Origin of the sequence: Pseudomonas sp. 008 (assembly GCF_016861935.1) — a bacterium.
Taxonomy (GTDB): Bacteria; Pseudomonadota; Gammaproteobacteria; order Pseudomonadales; family Pseudomonadaceae; genus Aquipseudomonas.
In genome coordinates, this window is record NZ_BOMA01000003.1 from 55,367 (window position 1) to 71,549 (window position 16,183).

At 60.0% G+C, this 16,183-nt stretch carries 12 protein-coding genes and 2 pseudogenes; 10 read left to right on the forward strand and 4 right to left on the reverse strand.

The annotated features are described in order from the left end of the window. Positions 1-34: 34 nt before the first annotated feature. The gene (locus JUI81_RS07500; protein WP_026331795.1) at positions 35-1,147 is read right to left on the reverse strand and encodes a fatty acid desaturase family protein; all 1,113 of its coding nucleotides are present in this window, start codon (positions 1,145-1,147) and stop codon (positions 35-37) included. A gap of 182 nt (positions 1,148-1,329) precedes the next feature. Here JUI81_RS07500 and JUI81_RS07505 point away from each other — a divergent pair, with 182 nt between their 5' ends. Beyond that, positions 1,330-2,391: a substrate-binding domain-containing protein gene (locus JUI81_RS07505; protein ID WP_019580229.1), complete on the forward strand. Its 1,062-nt coding sequence runs from the start codon at positions 1,330-1,332 to the stop codon at positions 2,389-2,391. 169 nt (positions 2,392-2,560) lie between these two features. On the opposite strand, the gene JUI81_RS07510 is transcribed toward JUI81_RS07505, so the two are convergent. Then, entirely contained in the window at positions 2,561-4,576 is a 2,016-nt protein-coding gene (locus JUI81_RS07510) for a sigma-54-dependent Fis family transcriptional regulator (protein ID WP_019580228.1), read from the reverse strand. Positions 4,577-4,770: 194 nt separating this feature from the next. Between JUI81_RS07510 and JUI81_RS07515 the strand changes: the two genes are divergently transcribed. The 3 genes from JUI81_RS07515 (at position 4,771) to JUI81_RS07525 (ending at position 7,722) form a co-directional block, all read left to right on the forward strand. Next, complete coding sequence (locus JUI81_RS07515) at positions 4,771-5,793, forward strand: Gfo/Idh/MocA family oxidoreductase (RefSeq protein WP_204124026.1); 1,023 nt, start codon at positions 4,771-4,773, stop codon at positions 5,791-5,793. Then, positions 5,790-6,578, forward strand: a complete 789-nt coding sequence (locus JUI81_RS07520; protein WP_019580226.1) for a TIM barrel protein — start codon at positions 5,790-5,792, stop codon at positions 6,576-6,578. Before JUI81_RS07515 ends, JUI81_RS07520 begins: the two co-directional genes overlap by 4 nt. A gap of 217 nt (positions 6,579-6,795) precedes the next feature. Next, the gene (locus tag JUI81_RS07525; RefSeq protein ID WP_204124027.1) at positions 6,796-7,722 is read left to right on the forward strand and encodes a sugar ABC transporter substrate-binding protein; all 927 of its coding nucleotides are present in this window, start codon (positions 6,796-6,798) and stop codon (positions 7,720-7,722) included. Between the two features lie 84 nt (positions 7,723-7,806). Here JUI81_RS07525 and JUI81_RS07530 read toward each other — a convergent pair whose 3' ends face one another. Then, on the reverse strand, positions 7,807-8,790 hold the full coding sequence (locus JUI81_RS07530) for a GlxA family transcriptional regulator (RefSeq protein WP_028941382.1): 984 nt from the start codon (positions 8,788-8,790) through the stop codon (positions 7,807-7,809). 182 nt (positions 8,791-8,972) lie between these two features. On the opposite strand from JUI81_RS07530, the pseudogene JUI81_RS07535 reads away from it, so the two are divergent. Together JUI81_RS07535 and JUI81_RS31770 are read left to right on the forward strand one after the other, a co-directional pair. Then, a pseudogene (locus tag JUI81_RS07535) lies at positions 8,973-9,173 on the forward strand (3-methyl-2-oxobutanoate hydroxymethyltransferase); the annotation flags it as partial. Between the two features lie 20 nt (positions 9,174-9,193). Continuing rightward, positions 9,194-9,327, forward strand: a pseudogene (locus JUI81_RS31770) (acyl dehydratase); the annotation flags it as partial. A 77-nt stretch (positions 9,328-9,404) separates the two neighbouring features. Here JUI81_RS31770 and JUI81_RS07540 read toward each other — a convergent pair. Continuing rightward, on the reverse strand, positions 9,405-10,580 hold the full coding sequence (locus JUI81_RS07540) for a XylR family transcriptional regulator (protein ID WP_028941371.1): 1,176 nt from the start codon (positions 10,578-10,580) through the stop codon (positions 9,405-9,407). 175 nt (positions 10,581-10,755) lie between these two features. On the opposite strand from JUI81_RS07540, the gene xylA reads away from it, so the two are divergent. The 4 genes from xylA (at position 10,756) to JUI81_RS07560 (ending at position 15,996) form a co-directional block, all read left to right on the forward strand. Further along, positions 10,756-12,072 (forward strand): xylose isomerase, encoded by a 1,317-nt coding sequence (gene xylA, locus JUI81_RS07545; RefSeq protein ID WP_204124028.1) that lies wholly within the window; start codon positions 10,756-10,758, stop codon positions 12,070-12,072. A 149-nt stretch (positions 12,073-12,221) separates the two neighbouring features. After that, on the forward strand, positions 12,222-13,223 hold the full coding sequence (xylF, locus tag JUI81_RS07550) for a D-xylose ABC transporter substrate-binding protein (RefSeq protein ID WP_204124029.1): 1,002 nt from the start codon (positions 12,222-12,224) through the stop codon (positions 13,221-13,223). Between the two features lie 79 nt (positions 13,224-13,302). Next, the gene (xylG, locus tag JUI81_RS07555; protein ID WP_204124030.1) at positions 13,303-14,859 is read left to right on the forward strand and encodes a D-xylose ABC transporter ATP-binding protein; all 1,557 of its coding nucleotides are present in this window, start codon (positions 13,303-13,305) and stop codon (positions 14,857-14,859) included. Continuing rightward, the gene (locus JUI81_RS07560; RefSeq protein WP_204124031.1) at positions 14,860-15,996 is read left to right on the forward strand and encodes a sugar ABC transporter permease; all 1,137 of its coding nucleotides are present in this window, start codon (positions 14,860-14,862) and stop codon (positions 15,994-15,996) included. Positions 15,997-16,183 lie beyond the last annotated feature (187 nt).

Sequence of the window (16,183 nt, forward strand, 5' to 3'; positions counted from 1 at the left end):
CGTTTTCTCTGGTAGTGGTACAGACAGGAAGGTGTCAGGCCGGCGTTACTTCAGGCTCTGCCTGGACGGCGGCGGCCGATGCTGCGCGTTGTGGCAAAGGACGACAGACGAAATGGCTCGGGTCTTTGCGCTGCCTCCAGATAGTCGGGATGATTTCCTTGAAGGCCTCGGACAGGCTGCCGTAAGGCGGCGGGCAGTCGTGGCGGATCTCTTCGTGAAGCTGCGCCAGTGCATGAAAAGGCACCATCGGATACATGTGATGTTCCAGGTGATAGTTCATGTCGAGGTACAGGAAACGCAGCAGTCGGTTCATGTAAATCGTGCGGCAGTTGCTGCGGTGATCGAGTACGTCCTCCGCCAGGCCGACATGCTGCGAAAGGCCGAACAGGTAAGACAACCAACCGCCATAGAGAGTCGGAAGACCGATCAACATCAGCGGCAACCAGCTCTGCAGATACAGCGCAGTGCCCACGGTAAGCCCATAGATGACCAGCCAGACGCGTGCGTCTCGCGCCACTTTGGGCCATTCGGATTCGGGGATGAAGGTCTGCTCTTCTTCACCCATGCGCCCTACCGCATGCCGGCAAACTGACCCCATCGTCTTCAACGCGTAAGGCATTCTGAACAGGCTCAGCACCATCATGATCAGACTCGGTGGACGCGGCTCGACGATTTCCGGATCGCGACCAACGATGATGGTGTCGGTGTGATGCCGCGCATGGCTCCAGCGCCAGACCTGGGGTTCAAACATGAACATGAAGCTCGACAGCTGGTAGACCGCATCATTCATCCAGCGGGTCTTGAACGCCGTACCGTGACCCGTTTCGTGCCAACGGGCATTGGACGCGGTGCCATAGAGCAGCCCATAGACGAAGAAGAACGGAACGCAGGCCCAGGAGCCCCAGAACCAGTAGCCACCGAAGCCGGTCACAGCCATCGCCGACAGCCAGATGGCGGTATCACGCAGGGCCGGGCCATCGCGACGCTGCATCAATTCTTTCATGCGTTTACGGGAGATAGGCGATTGGTACCACGTTGCCGATACCAAACCTTTTTGCGCCGCTCGGGCGGCTTCGGGACCGGTCAATCGATAATCCCTTGGCACGGGTTTATCGTTTTTTTCAAAGGCTGCGTTGTGTTCGGGCATTTTATTGTTCTCCGCAAGCTTGAAGGTTTAAGCACTTGCTTTCGATGCGGGATGGCATCGCTGGAGAAAATATAGAGAGCGCACAAACCACCCTCAATCCCTTGAATACATTCCCTATCAAGCTATCATCCAGGCCCATTGCAGCTTGATAGTTTTCTATCAAAGCGACTCAAGGGCCCAGCATGAACAACAAGAAACGCCCCACCATCGCCACCGTTGCCGAGCACGCTCGCTTGAGTGTCGCCACCGTGGACCGGGTGCTCAACGCCCGGGCTCCGGTCAGCCCAGCCACCGCCGAGCAGGTGTTCCAGGCCGCCGAAGCCGTCGGTTATTTCGCCGCCCGGCTGATCGGCCAGCGCATTCGCGAACGTCGCCCCAGCTATCGTTTCGGCATCCTGTTGCTCGGTACCGCCCAGGCGTTCTATGCCAACGTTGCCGCCGCCATCACCGAGGCAGCGCAGCGTCAGGCCGGGGCCAACCTGAGCTGCCAGTTCGAATACGTCTTCGATCGCACACCCAGCGCGATCATTGCCCAGATCGAACAACTGGCCGTGCAGTGTGATGGCCTGGCGGTGGTCAGCTTCGCTCACCCGCAGATCAATGCCGCCATCGCGCAGATCAGAGCCGCAGGCGTGCCGGTGATCGCCCTGCTGTCGGACATCCATGAGGCGGCAGAAGAACCTTACATCGGTCAGGATAATCATGAGGTCGGGCGCACCATGGGTTGGCTGCTGGCTCACACCTGCGGTGCACGCAAAGGCAGCGTCGGCGTATTGCTCGGCGGCCATCGTTTTCTTGGTCATCAGGCTCGGGTCGAGGGGCTGCGCAGTTACCTGGCGGAGCGCGCACCGGGGTTGCGGCTACTCGAAGCGGTGATCAACCTGGACAACTGCGATGTCACCGAAGAGGCGACGCTGGAACTCATCGCCCGCCATGCCGATTTGCGGGGGCTGTGCGTGGTCGGCGGTGGCGGCGACGGCATCATCCGGGCCCTGTCACAGTTGCCGAAACGGCCGTCGCTGTGTTGCATCCTGCAGGAGTCGACCGAGCTGTCGCGACAAGCCCTGGATCAAGGGTTGATCGACTTGGTCATCGACTCCCAGCCGCGATTGCTGGCGGCCGCGCTGGTCGACTTGCTGGTCGAGTTACAGACCACGCCGGACTTCGATCCGCTCCGGCATCGGGTGCATATCCCGTTGCAGATCATTACCTCAGAGAACGCTCGAGGCTGCGTTCGCTGGTAGCAGCTGTCGAGGCTGCGTTCGGCTGCGCAGCAGTCGTGAATCCAGCTGACGCGGTATGCCTGACACACCGCGAGTTCTGGCTTTACGACTGCTGCGCAGCCGAACGCAGCCTCGCAAGCTCGGCAGCTGCTACAGATCGCATTACGGCTTAAGTGAACAGCATTACCCATCAGAGGTCGGTGCTCGCACGAAAAGCATCGGCACTCAGCCCGAACCGATTCATCTTGTTGTACAGCCCGCCACGAGAAACGTTCAGTTGCCGGGCGGCCAGGCGGATGTTGCCTCGGGCATCCCTGAGGGCGGCGATGATCGCGTTCATTTCATGGGTGCCAAGGTCCAGCGCAGCCCGGGGTTCGGGCACACTTCCCGGCACCGATGGCCGCAGCCTTTGCTTGATTTCAAGTGGCAGATCACCCGGCTGGATCATCTCGGTCATCGCCAGATTGGTTGCGCGCTCGATGGTGTTTTCAAGCTCCCTAACATTACCCGGCCAGCTGTAGGCCGAAAGAATATCCAGCGCCTCTGGCGAGATGCCCTGCACCGATTTGCGCAATGACCGCGCGCAACGACCGAGAAAATGTCGCGCCAGCAAGGGCACATCTTCCCGGCGCATCCGCAGCGGCGGAACCGTCAGATTCAGGACGTTGAGCCGGTAGTAAAGATCCTCACGGAAAGCGCCATCGGCCACCGCCTGGCTCAGGTTGCGGTGGGTGGCGGCGATGATGCGCACATCCACCTGCTGCGATTTTTTCGCCCCCACGCGCGTCACCTCGCCTTCCTGCAAGACCCGTAGCAGACTGACCTGGGCATCGAAAGACATGTCACCGATTTCGTCGAGGAAGATCGTTCCGCCATCGGCCAACTCAAACTTCCCGGCAGATCCGCCACGGGCCGATCCGGTGAAGGCACCCTCGACATGACCAAACAGTTCGCTTTGCACCAGATCGCGCGGAATGGCTCCGCAATTGACCGCCACGAAAGGACCGTCGCAACGCTCGCTGGCGTTATGGATCGCCTGGGCGAACAGCTCCTTGCCGGTACCGCTCTCACCCAGAATCAGCGTGGTCGATTCACTGCGACTGGCGATCCGTCCCAGGCGCAAGGCGTCTTGTATCGCTCGCGAATTACCTTGAATGGTCTCGAAGGTGTAGCTGGCTTGAGTGCCGATGACCCGGCGCGTAATTTCGCGGATGCGCCGGTTCTCACGCAACGAAACAATCCGCCCACCCTGCTCCAGCGGGCACACCGACACCAGACACGCCAAATGGCTGCGATCATGCAGTTCAAACGTGCAATCCAGATCTCGCAGCCCTTCCCCGCCATGCAGCAGAATCTTATCGGTCAGTTCGCTTTGCCCCAGACGACGGAACGGGGTGCCGAGCAGATCCTGGCCCACGCGGAACAATTGCCGGGCATAACGGTTGAGCGCCTTGATGCAGCCCTGCTCATCCAGTACCACCAGTCCCTCGTTGAGCACTTCAAGCACGGTTTGTTGTTCTTCCAGCAGGCTCTGCAGCGCCATCTGCCGCGAGACCGCTTCGGCCGCGGCCTGGACGGTGCCCAGCGTATGGAAATGAAACCAGCCCGGCTCAGCGGTCAGGGTCAGCATGGCGAGCGTCCTGCCCTGCGCATCCCTGATCGGCGCGGCGGCGCAGTGCATGCGCCGTCGACGCAAGCCGCTGGCGAAGTTTTCCTCGGCCAGCACATACACCAAGCGATCTTCGGCAAGCGCCAGCCCCGTGCAGTTGGTGCCCTGCACCGACTCCAGCAATCGGCTGCCCACCGGTGTGAGGTCCAGACCACAGAAATACAGGGTCGTGCCTTGAGCATCGGTCAGGTTGATATGGCCCCTGGGGTTGTAGGCCAGCAATCCCCCCATGACCTGCGCCGCCGCTGCAATCAACGTGCGATTGGCCGCCAGCGTCGCGGCCAGAACGGCAGGAGCAACAAATCGATATTCGCCATCCTCAGGATCGAGGCCGGTGCCGACGCTGCGCCGCCAGGAATCCCAAATCACCTGCCTGACCCCGGCAGGTCGATCGGTGCGCCCGTTCAGACACGCCAGCCAGGCCTGTTCCAGCGCGGCGATCGAGCCTTCGTTCAACGACGCGGGGCCGAGAGCGGTGATGTAATCGAGGTCTTGCGCGCTGAAGGCTGTTACCTGTGGGTTGACCATCATCGACATCCGCTTCCATGTTCATGTTTTTGACATGTCAGTGTAGACATGTCCTGAGAATGAACACTTCTTTCAAAAAATATTGATTAACCCTTTGAATATCAATGACTTAAATACTGGCACAGCGCTTGCTCAAAGGCTTATGCCAGCCGAGGACATTCCTGCGGCCGAGTTACTGAACAACAATAAAAGGGAGTCAATTCATGAGTACGTCCAAGATCATCCGCCTGGGCCTCATCGGCGCCGGCCGCATGGGTAGTTTTCACGGCCAGACGGCCGCCCGGCACATCCCCGGCGCCTGCCTGGCCGCCATCGCCGACCCTACCCCCGGCCAGGCCGCTCGGTTGGCGGCAGAGTTGGGGGTGCAGAAGGTCTATACCGATCCACAGCAACTGCTCGATGACCCGGAAATTGACGGCGTCCTGATCGCCGCCCCCGCCCGCAGCCATGCCGAACTGGTGATCAGTGCGGCCCGGTCCGGCAAAGGTGTGTTTTGTGAAAAACCCATGGCCATTACCCTCGACGAGGCCGACCGCGCCATCGCCGCAGCCGCCGATGCCCGCGTGCCGCTGCAGGTTGGCTTCAATCGTCGTTTTGCCAAAAGCTTCCGCACCGCCCATCTGGACGTGGTCGCCGGCCGTATTGGTACGCCGCAACTGCTGCGCTCACTGACCCGCGATCCGGCGCTGAACAATCCGGCCGCTTCGCCGCAGTGGGTGATTTTTCTCGAAACCCTGATCCATGACTTCGATACCCTGCGCTACCTCAATCCCGGGGCCGAAGCGGTCGAAGTTTATGTCATGGCCGATGCGCTGATTGCACCGGACTACAAGAGCAAAGGGTTTCTGGACACCGCCGTGGTCACGATCCGTTTCGACAACGGCGCCATCGCCACGGCCGAGGCCAATTTCCAGGCCGTTTATGGCTACGATGTTCGAGGGGAAGTGTTCGGCAGTGCCGGCATGCTGAGCATGGGCAGCGTCAGTGACTCAGACCTGGTGCGCTACTTGGCCAATGGCATCCAGGCCGACACCCAACGCATGGACACCGACCTGTTGCGGGATGCCTATGTGGCCGAGCTCAATCACTTTGTCGACTGCCTGCGCACCGGTGAAAAACCACTGGCCAGCGGTGAAGATGCCCGAGCGGCACTGACCATTGCCCGCGCGTGTATCGAGTCCGTCCAACAGGGCAAAGCAGTGCGCGTGCAAGGAGCCCGTTCATGAGTTTCATCCCGTTCAAACTGGCGATCAGTGCCGAGATGGTGTTCCTCGACCTGCCGTTCACCGAACGCGTCAAACGCATTCACGCGTTGGGCTTCAGCGCCGAACTCTGGGACTGGACGAAGAAAGACATTCCGGCCCTGGTCGCCACCGGCGCTGACTTCACCTCCATGACCGGCTACATCTCGGGCAACCTGACCGACCCCGAAGGCATCCAGCACCTGCTCGACAGCGCACGGGAATCGCTGGCCGTCGCCGCACAACTGAATTGCCCGAGCCTCAACCTGCATGGCACTGGCTTGGGCGATAAAGGCTTGCCGGTCAAACCCGTGGCCCACACCACCGGACGCATGTGGTTGAGCGCCTGCAAGACCCTGGAAAAAATCGCTCGCCTGGGCGAAGACGCGGGCCGAGTGTTCTTGCTGGAAAACCTCAATACCGAAGTGGACCACCCCGGCACGCCCTTCGCTCGCGCCGACGATACCCTGGCGCTGATCGAGGCCGTGGGTAGCCCGCATTTGAAGATGAACCTGGACCTTTATCACGCCCAGATCGGCGAAGGAAACCTGATCGAACTGATCCAGCGCGCCGGCAACGCCATCGGCGAAATCCAGGTGGCCGATGTCCCCGGCCGCATGGAGCCCGGCACCGGTGAAATCCATTATCCGGCCATTGCCAAGGCCTTGTTCGGCATGGGATACACCGGGGTCGTCGGGCTCGAGGGCTGGGCCAGCGGCGACAGCGAAGCGGCACTTGAGCGTTTTCGGCAAGCCTTCACGCTTGATTGAAATGTCGCTCTCTTTGTAGCAGCTGCCGAGCCTGCGAGGCTGCGTTCGACGGCGAAGCCGTCGTGAATCCGGCTGACGCGGTGTGCCTGACGCACCGCGACTTCTGGTTTGACGACTGCTGCGCAGCCGAACGCAGCCTCGCTGGGGCTCGACAGCTGCTACAGCGTAACCAGCCCCTACGTTTTGGATCTCTCATAACAACAAAAGGAAAACCATCATGCGTCGCTGCACACTTCTATTTGCCACGCTGTTATTGCTCGTCAGCCAATGGGCCGCCGCCGACTATCGCATCGGCGTCAGCATTGCCAGGGTTGACGACAACTTCATGACCTATGTACGCAGCGGCCTGGAAAACGCTGCCACGAAGGAGAACGTACAGATCCAGTTCGAGGATGCCCAGGGCGATGTGGTTCGCCAGCTCAATCAGGTTCAGGGTTTTCTTGGCCAGAAGGTGGATGCCGTCATCGTCCTGCCCGTGGACACCGCCGCCACCGCCAACATGACCCGCGCAGCCGTCGAGGCGAAGATTCCGCTGGTCTACGTCAACCGCCACCCGGACGAACGCGTGCTACCCAAAGGCGTGGTCACGGTGGCGTCCAATGACATCGAGGCCGGGCAACTGCAAATGCGCTACCTGGCCGACAAGCTGGGGGGCAAAGGCAACATCGCGATCATCATGGGCGACCTCGCGCAGAACTCCACGCACGACCGCACCGAAGGGGTCAAACAGGTGCTCAAGGACTACCCCGGGATCAAGATCATCGAACAACAAAGTGCCGAGTGGCAGCGCAACAAAGGGATGGACTTGACCAGCAATTGGCTGCTGGCTGGCACTGGCTTCGATGCCATCGTCGCCAACAACGACGAGATGGCCATCGGCGCGGCCATGGCACTGCAGCAAGCCGGCAAAGCCAAGGGCGAGATTGCGATTGTCGGCATTGATGGCCTGCCCGACGGCCTGGCGGCGATCAAGCGCGGGATGCTGGTCGCCTCCGTCTTTCAAGACCCCAAGGCCCAGGCGATCAGCGCGGTACAAGCGGCCATCAAGATGATCAAGGGCGAGCCGGTCGAAGCGGATGTCTGGGTACCCTTTCAGCTGATCACGCCGGATCAGGTGGCGATGTTTGAGCAGCATTACAAATAGCGTCAAAAGCCGATCGATGGCTGCCCTGCGGGACGGGGCAGCAATCGGGCCGGAAGCCAGGTACGCAGACTCGCAAGAAAGTCCTTACTTAACGAGCCGCTTTTCCTTGGAAGGTCTGTACCCGAAGTACGAGCTATAGCACTTGCTGAAATGGCTTGGCGACACGAAGCCACAAGCCACCAACACGTCGACCTGGGACAGTTCTGTGTGCTGGAGCAGTCGCCGTGCTTCGGTGATCCGCAGTTCCATGTAATACCGCTGCGGCGTTGTACCGAGTTGCTCCTTGAACAAGCGTTCCAGTTGCCGCCGGGAACGACCGGCATAGGCCGCCAGTTGCTCCAGCTCCAGAGGCTCTTCGAGGTTGGCGTCCATCAGCTTGACCACCTCGCGCAAGGGCGCGCTCACACAGATATTTTCAGCCGGTTTGATGCGCCGATAGCGAGACTCCTCGAACGCCAGAATGTCCTCGATCCCCTCGACGAGGGCTTTATCGTGCAGGCCCTTGATCCAGTCCAGCGCCATATGAAATGCCCCCGAGGGGCTGGACGCGGTGAGGCGGTCGCGATCAATGACGTAGGGTTCACTGGTGACTTGCGTCGCCTTGGAGATTTCCGCGAGTGCGGGGCGATGTTCGGGGTGAATGGCGCAACGATACCCATCGAGCAAACCTGCGCTGCCCAGAAACCATGCGCCATTCCACAACCCGGCCAGGCAGATACCCTGGTTCGCCGCCATTCGCAACAGGCTGATGAACTCATCATCAGCCTTGAGCTCTGTCCTGTAGCCGCCACAAATCACCAGCAGATCCAGGTCGTGAATGGCTGAAGCATCCAGACGTGCATCCGGCCGGATGACCAGGCCCAGATCGCTGATGACCTCGCCGTCGTTCAAGCCGAACGTTCGCGAAGAGAACAACCTGGGTCGTAGAAGATTCGCGGTGACAATGGTGTCCAGTGCCTGGGTGAACGCAGGCAGCGAAAAATGCTCGAGCAGTACAAAGCCTGCCCGGGTCATACGAGCAGGCTCATCAGGGTTTTCATTCAGATAGCGGAGATTTTTCCCCTTCATGCCTCCGCTGAATTGACGTCGTTCGATCAATGTTCGACCCACTCGGTTACTGCATAGATAAAGCCTAATGCTAACTGTAGAAGCGCAAAAAGCCCTAGCACCATTATGCGACCGATCAAGCCAGTTGAAAGCCCTGACGAAGCGGGTCTTTGTCATCGACAAAAATGGTGTTGTGGCCCGATCCGGCCGTCGGCATCGGTGCTGGCAACGGTTGTGACGCTCAAGTATTGGTGTGGCAGGACATGGCGGGATTGCGCACCGGACCTCTGCCCAGGTTCGTCAAGCAATATGCCGACCTGCGAGGCGTGCTGCTCGGGGCCACGCGCGACTTCGCCGGCGATGTGCAAGCAGGCGACTTTCCAGGGACCGAGCATTCTTTTTAGTCGAAGGAGAAGGCCCTTCAATGAAAAGCTTCAGACAGCGTGCAGCCGAAGGGCTCCAGACAGGCGATAGCTTCACCCTCTCCCGCTGCTTCTCGCAGGAAGACATCCAGCGCTTTGCGCAGATCTCCGCGACTACAATCCGGTGCATTTCGATGCATCGACCGGTTGAATCCACAGTCGAAACCAGCCCTTCGCACCACACAACAATCGACCAATTGCACCCCCGCATCGTTATCTCGCGCCCTGCTGGTATTCACGGGGCGTACATCCAAACTCGCGACGGAACACCGTGTGTAGATATTGAGCGGATTTGAAACCGCAATTACGGGCAACGTCCGCAATCGCTGTGTCAGTATTTTCCAGGCCGCTGGTGGCGGCCGCCAGTTTGAAGCGCAGAATCTCGTCGTGCACGCTGCAGCCTCGCACAGTGCGAAAGTGCGACTCCAGCGATGAGCGCGACACGCCAACATAAGCCGCCACTTGCGCCGTCTTGATGCCCTGGCAGGCATACTGGCGGATAAACAGCAGCGCTTGCATGACGTAGGGGTTGCCCAAAGGTTGGTGCAAACTCGACACCTGCACGTTGATCGCATCAGGCGGGATCAGGATGTGCGTGCCCGTGGACGGCTTGCCGTGCAGCATCTGGTGCAGCAGTTGCGCGGCGGTGCGGCCCATGGTTTCGGTGCCCTGGATGACCGAGCTCAGGGGGACCCGGGTCAGGCAGCGTGTCAGGGGGTCGTTGTCGATGCCGATCAACGCCACCTGCTCCGGTACGGCGATTCCGGCGGTCAGGCAGGCTTGCAGCAACTGCCGGGCGCGGGCGTCACTGACGGCGATGATGCCAATGGGCTTGGGCAGGCTCTGGAGCCAGGCGATCAGTTGTTCGACGGCGCTGTCCCAGAGCGGTGCGCTGGTACCCATGCCGCGATAGACCTCGGCGTGCAAGCCGTCACGTTGCATCAGTCGTCGAAAGGATTTTTCCCGCTCCTGAGCCCAACGATTTGCCTGCGCTTCAGGCAGGCTGAAGCAGGCAAAACGCTGCAGCCCTGCCTCGATCAAGTGCGCGTAAGCCAGTGTGATCAGTGCGTTATTGTCGGTAGCGACGTACGGGATCCCTTTGGGATAGGCCCGTTCATCCTGATAAGAACCACCCACCGCCACCACGGGCAACTTGATATCGGCCAGCGCCTCGCCAATCAGCGGATCGTCGAAGTCGGCAATGATTCCATCACCTTGCCAGCGCTCGATCCCTTTCAACCGACAGAGAAAGTCCTCTTCCAGGAACAGGTCCCAGGACGCGCGGGTGCTGCTCAGGTAGTTGCCGATGCCGCTGATGATGCCGCGGTCATAGATCTTGCTCCCGTTGAACAACAGTGCGATGCGGTGAACAGGCGGTACGGTTTTCATTGTTTTCAGGCTTGTTCCGAGCCCCTTGTCACGGAGGCGGTTTGCACAGACTAGGCGTGCAGACGGCGAATCTCAATACGCAAAATCGCACCCGCTGTTGGTGATTTTCATAATCAGCAGGCATGGGGCCGTTGTTAGTATCGAGACACGCCCAAGAACAACAAGGACATTGCCAATGCCGTACTTCCCCGATGTCGACCGGATCCGCTACGAAGGCCCTGCCAGCGATTCTCCCCTCGCCTTCCGTCACTACGACGCCGACAAAATCATCCTCGGCAAACCCATGCGCGAACACCTGCGCATGGCCGCCTGTTATTGGCACACCTTCGTCTGGCCGGGTTCGGATGTGTTCGGTGCAGGTACTTTCAAGCGCCCGTGGCAACACGCCGGCGACCCGATGGAGCTGGCCATTGGCAAGGCGGCAGCCGCGTTCGAGTTCTTCTCCAAATTGGGTATCGACTATTACTGCTTCCACGACACGGATGTTGCCCCGGAAGGCAATTCACTGAAGGAGTACCGCAACCACTTCGCGCAAATGATTGATCATCTGGAGCGACACCAGGAAGAAACCGGGATCAAGCTGCTGTGGGGAACTGCCAACTGCTTCAGCAACCCGCGCTTTGCCGCAGGCGCCGCCAGCAACCCTGACCCCGAAGTGTTCGCCTGCGCCGCTGCCCAGGTATTCAGCGCCATGAACGCGACCCAACGCCTGAAAGGGTCCAACTACGTGTTGTGGGGCGGTCGCGAAGGCTACGAAACCCTGCTCAACACCGACTTGAAACGTGAACGCGAACAACTGGGCCGCTTCATGCGCATGGTGGTCGAGCACAAGCACAAGATCGGTTTCAAAGGCGACCTGCTGATCGAACCCAAGCCGCAGGAGCCGACCAAGCACCAATACGATTACGACAGCGCCACCGTGTTTGGCTTTCTCCAGCAGTTCGGCCTGGAAAAGGAAATCAAGGTCAACATCGAGGCCAACCACGCGACCCTGGCCGGTCATAGCTTTCATCACGAGGTTGCGACGGCCGTCTCGCTGGGGATTTTCGGCAGCATCGACGCCAACCGCGGTGATCCGCAAAACGGCTGGGACACCGATCAATTCCCCAACAGCGTCGAAGAAATGACCTTAGTCACCTATGAAATTCTCAAGGCCGGCGGGTTCAAGAATGGCGGGTTCAACTTCGACTCCAAGGTCCGCCGCCAGAGCCTCGATGAGATCGATCTGTTCCATGGTCACGTCGGCGCAATGGACGTCCTCGCCCTGTCCTTGGAGCGGGCAGCCGCCATGGTGCAGAACGACCAGCTCCAGCTGCTCAAGGATCAACGCTACGCCAGCTGGCAGCAGCCGTTCGGGCAGGCGGTGCTGGCGGGCGAGTTCAACCTCCAGTCATTGGCCGAACACGCATTCGCCAACGAGCTGAATCCGCAGGCCGTCAGCGGCAGGCAGGAGATGCTCGAAAACCTCGTCAACCGGTTTATCTATCGCTGATCGCCAACGGAGTCTGCGGGCGCAACAACGCTGTGACATTCGCACGACAAATCTGTGTCCTCTGCGTCTGCAGATTCTCTACAGTTCTACCAGCCCGATACTCATCGTCAGGCCGTGTCTTTCAAACAAAAATAAAAGGACGCACCACCATGAAGAACGTAAAACGCGCGCTATTTGCCAGCGCCCTGGCTCTGCTGTCTCTGCCGGTGATGGCCGATGCTACCCACCCGAAAATCGGTTTCTCCATTGATGATCTGCGGCTGGAACGCTGGTCACGTGACCGCGATTACTTCGTTGCGGCGGCGGAGAAAATGGACGCCAAAGTCTTCGTACAGTCGGCCGATGCCAACGAGCAAAAGCAGATTTCGCAAATCGAAAACCTCATTTCCCGTGGCGTCGATGTCATCGTCATCGTGCCGTTCAACGCCACGGTCCTGACCAATGCAGTGGCCGAAGCGAAGAAAGCCGGAATCAAGGTCGTGTCCTATGACCGTCTGATACTCAACGCGGATATCGACGCCTACATTTCCTTCGATAACGAAAAGGTCGGTGAGATGCAGGCCAGCGGCGTGCTGCACGCAGCGCCCAAGGGCAATTACTTTCTGCTCGGTGGTGCGCCTACCGACAACAACGCAAAAGTCCTGCGCGAAGGTCAGATGAAAGTGCTGCAACCGGCCATCGACAAGGGTGATATCAAGATCGTCGGCCAACAATGGGTGAAGGAGTGGAACCCTATCGAAGCGCTGAGCATTGTTGAAAACGCCTTGACCCGCAACGCCAACAAAATCGACGGCATCGTCGCCTCCAACGACGCTACGGCAGGCGGCGCCATCCAGGCCCTGGCCGCTCAGCAACTGGCCGGCAAGGTGCCAATTTCGGGGCAGGACGCGGACCTCGCAGCGGTCAAGCGAGTGATCGCCGGCACTCAAACCATGACCGTGTACAAGCCGCTGAAACTCATCGCCTCCGAAGCCGCCAAGCTCTCGGTGCAACTGGCGCGTAACGAGAAACCCGCCTACAGCTCGCAGTACGACAACGGCAGCAAAAAAGTCGACACCATCCTGCTCACTCCGACGCCGTTGACCAAGGACAACATCGACCTGCTGGAACAGGACGGGTTCTACACCAAGGCGCAGATTGCCGGAAAGTGATCATCACCCCGTAATGCCCCCCTGCAGGAGCTCGCTCCTGCGGGACCAGCCTCGTACCTGCCGCTTATGAGTCTCTGCCATGTCCGACTATCTGCTGCAAATGAACGGTATCGTCAAAACCTTCGGCGGTGTCAAAGCGCTCAATGGCATCGATATCAAGGTCAAGCCGGGTGAGTGCGTCGGGCTGTGCGGCGAGAATGGCGCCGGCAAGTCCACGCTGATGAAGATCCTTTCCGCGGTGTACCCCCATGGCACCTGGGACGGTGAGATCCTCTGGGACGGTCAACCGCTCAAGGCGCAATCGATCAGCGAAACGGAAGCCGCCGGTATCGTCATCATTCACCAGGAACTGACGCTGGTTCCCGACCTGTCGGTGGCCGAGAACATTTTCATGGGCCATGAACTGACGCTGCCTGGTGGGCGGATGAATTACCCGGCGATGATCCACCGCGCCGAAGCCCTGATGCGTGAACTGAAAGTGCCGGACATGAACGTATCGCTGCCAGTTTCGCAGTACGGCGGCGGCTATCAGCAACTGGTGGAAATCGCCAAGGCGCTGAACAAGCGCGCGCGCCTGCTGATCCTCGACGAGCCTTCATCGGCCCTGACCCGTTCGGAAATCGAGGTATTGCTGGACATCATCCGCGACCTCAAGGCCAAGGGTGTTGCCTGTGTCTACATCTCCCACAAGCTCGATGAAGTGGCCGCCGTGTGCGACACCATTTCGGTGATCCGGGACGGCAAACACATCGCCACGACCGCCATGGCGGACATGGATATTCCACAGATCATCACCCAGATGGTCGGAAGGGAAATGAGCAACCTCTACCCCACCGAGCCACACGACATTGGCGAGGTGATTTTCGAAGCCCGCCACATCACCTGCTACGACGTCGACAACCCCAGGCGCAAACGGGTCGACGATATTTCGTTCACCCTCAAGCGCGGGGAAATCCTCGGCATCGCCGGGCTGGTCGGTGCAGGCCGCACCGAACTGGTGACCGCGCTGTTCGGCGCCTACCCCGGTCGTCACGAAGGCGAAGTCTGGCTGGATGGCCAACTCATCGACACCCGCACGCCGCTCAAGTCAATCCGTGCCGGCCTGTGCCTGGTGCCCGAGGACCGCAAGCGCCAGGGCATCATTCCAGACTTGGGAGTCGGCCAGAACATCACCCTGGCCGTGCTGGACAGTTACTCGAGACTGACCCGCATCGATGCCGAAGCCGAACTCGGCAGCATCGATCGAGAAATTTCGCGCCTGCACCTCAAGACCGCGAGCCCGTTCCTGCCGATCACCAGTCTGTCCGGCGGCAATCAACAAAAAGCCGTATTGGCGAAGATGCTGCTGACCAAACCCCGGGTGCTGATTCTCGATGAGCCCACCCGAGGTGTGGATGTCGGCGCCAAGTACGAGATCTACAAGTTGATGGGGGCGCTGGCGGCCGAAGGCGTGTCGATCATCATGGTGTCTTCGGAGCTGGCCGAAGTGCTCGGCGTTTCCGACCGCGTACTGGTGATCGGCGAAGGCCGGTTGCAGGGCGACTTCATCAACCATGAACTCACTCAGGAACAGGTGCTCGCCGCCGCACTCAGCCAGCCTGACAGCCATAACAATAAAGATCGGAAATCTGCGTAAATGAATCAGGTCAAACAACTCTTCACCCGCTACAAGATGCTCGCGCTGGTGTTTGCCGTGGCGTTTATCTGGCTGTTCTTCAGCTGGCAGACCGAGGGCGGATTCCTGACACCGCGCAACCTCTCCAATCTGCTACGCCAGATGTCCATTACCGGGATTCTCGCCTGCGGCATGGTGCTGGTCATCATCAGCGGCGAGATCGATTTGTCGGTCGGCTCATTGCTGGGCCTGCTCGGTGGCGTCGCGGCCATTCTCGACGTTATCTATCACATACCGCTGCTGGCGAACCTGAGCCTTGTCGCCCTGTGCGGACTGCTGATCGGCCTCGCCAACGGCTACATGGCCGCCTACCTGCGCATTCCGTCTTTCATCGTGGGGCTGGGGGGTATGCTGGCTTTCCGAGGCATTTTGCTGGGGATTACCGGCGGCACGACCATCGCCCCGGTGTCGCCGGAGTTCGTCTACATTGGCCAGGGTTATTTGCCACACACGATCGGCACGGGCCTGGGCGTTCTGCTGTTCGCACTGACGTTGTTCCTGACCTGGAAACAACGGCGCAATCGCGCCCTTCACGGCCTGGCGGCACATTCACTGGTGCGTGACGTAGCACGCGTGCTGTTGATCGGCGCGGTACTGGCCGGTTTCGTCCAGACCCTCAACAGCTATGACGGCATTCCCGTGCCGGTCCTGCTTCTGCTGATCCTGCTGGGCGGTTTCAGCTACGTGACCAGTCAGACCGTCTTCGGCCGACGCGTCTATTCCGTGGGCAGCAACATGGAAGCGACGCGCCTGTCCGGTATCAATGTACAGGCCGTGAAGCTCTGGATTTTCGGGATCATGGGCGTGATGTGCGCCCTCGCCGGCGTGGTCAACACCGCGCGCCTGGCCGCCGGTTCGCCCTCGGCCGGCAGCATGGGCGAACTCGACGCCATCGCCGCCTGCTTCATCGGCGGCACCTCCATGCGCGGCGGCTCCGGCACTGTCTACGGCGCCCTCCTCGGCGCGCTGGTCATCACCAGCCTGGACAACGGCATGTCCATGCTCGACGTCGACAGTTATTGGCAGATGATCGTCAAGGGCAGCATTCTGGTGTTGGCCGTGTGGGTAGATGTGAGCACCCGGACCGGACGACGCTGATCCGCTGCGGATGATGCCATAGGCGTTTGGGCTATTTGTCCGACATCCATGGGATCTGACCGGCAGCATTGGGTCGGTGGCAGGCAGAAATTGGCCAAAATCAGTCGATGGACAGACTAGTGGCGAACAGGGGGGGCGCTGCTACCCTCTTTACCATAGTCGGGCTTGCCGTCGCCCCAGTCGCGTT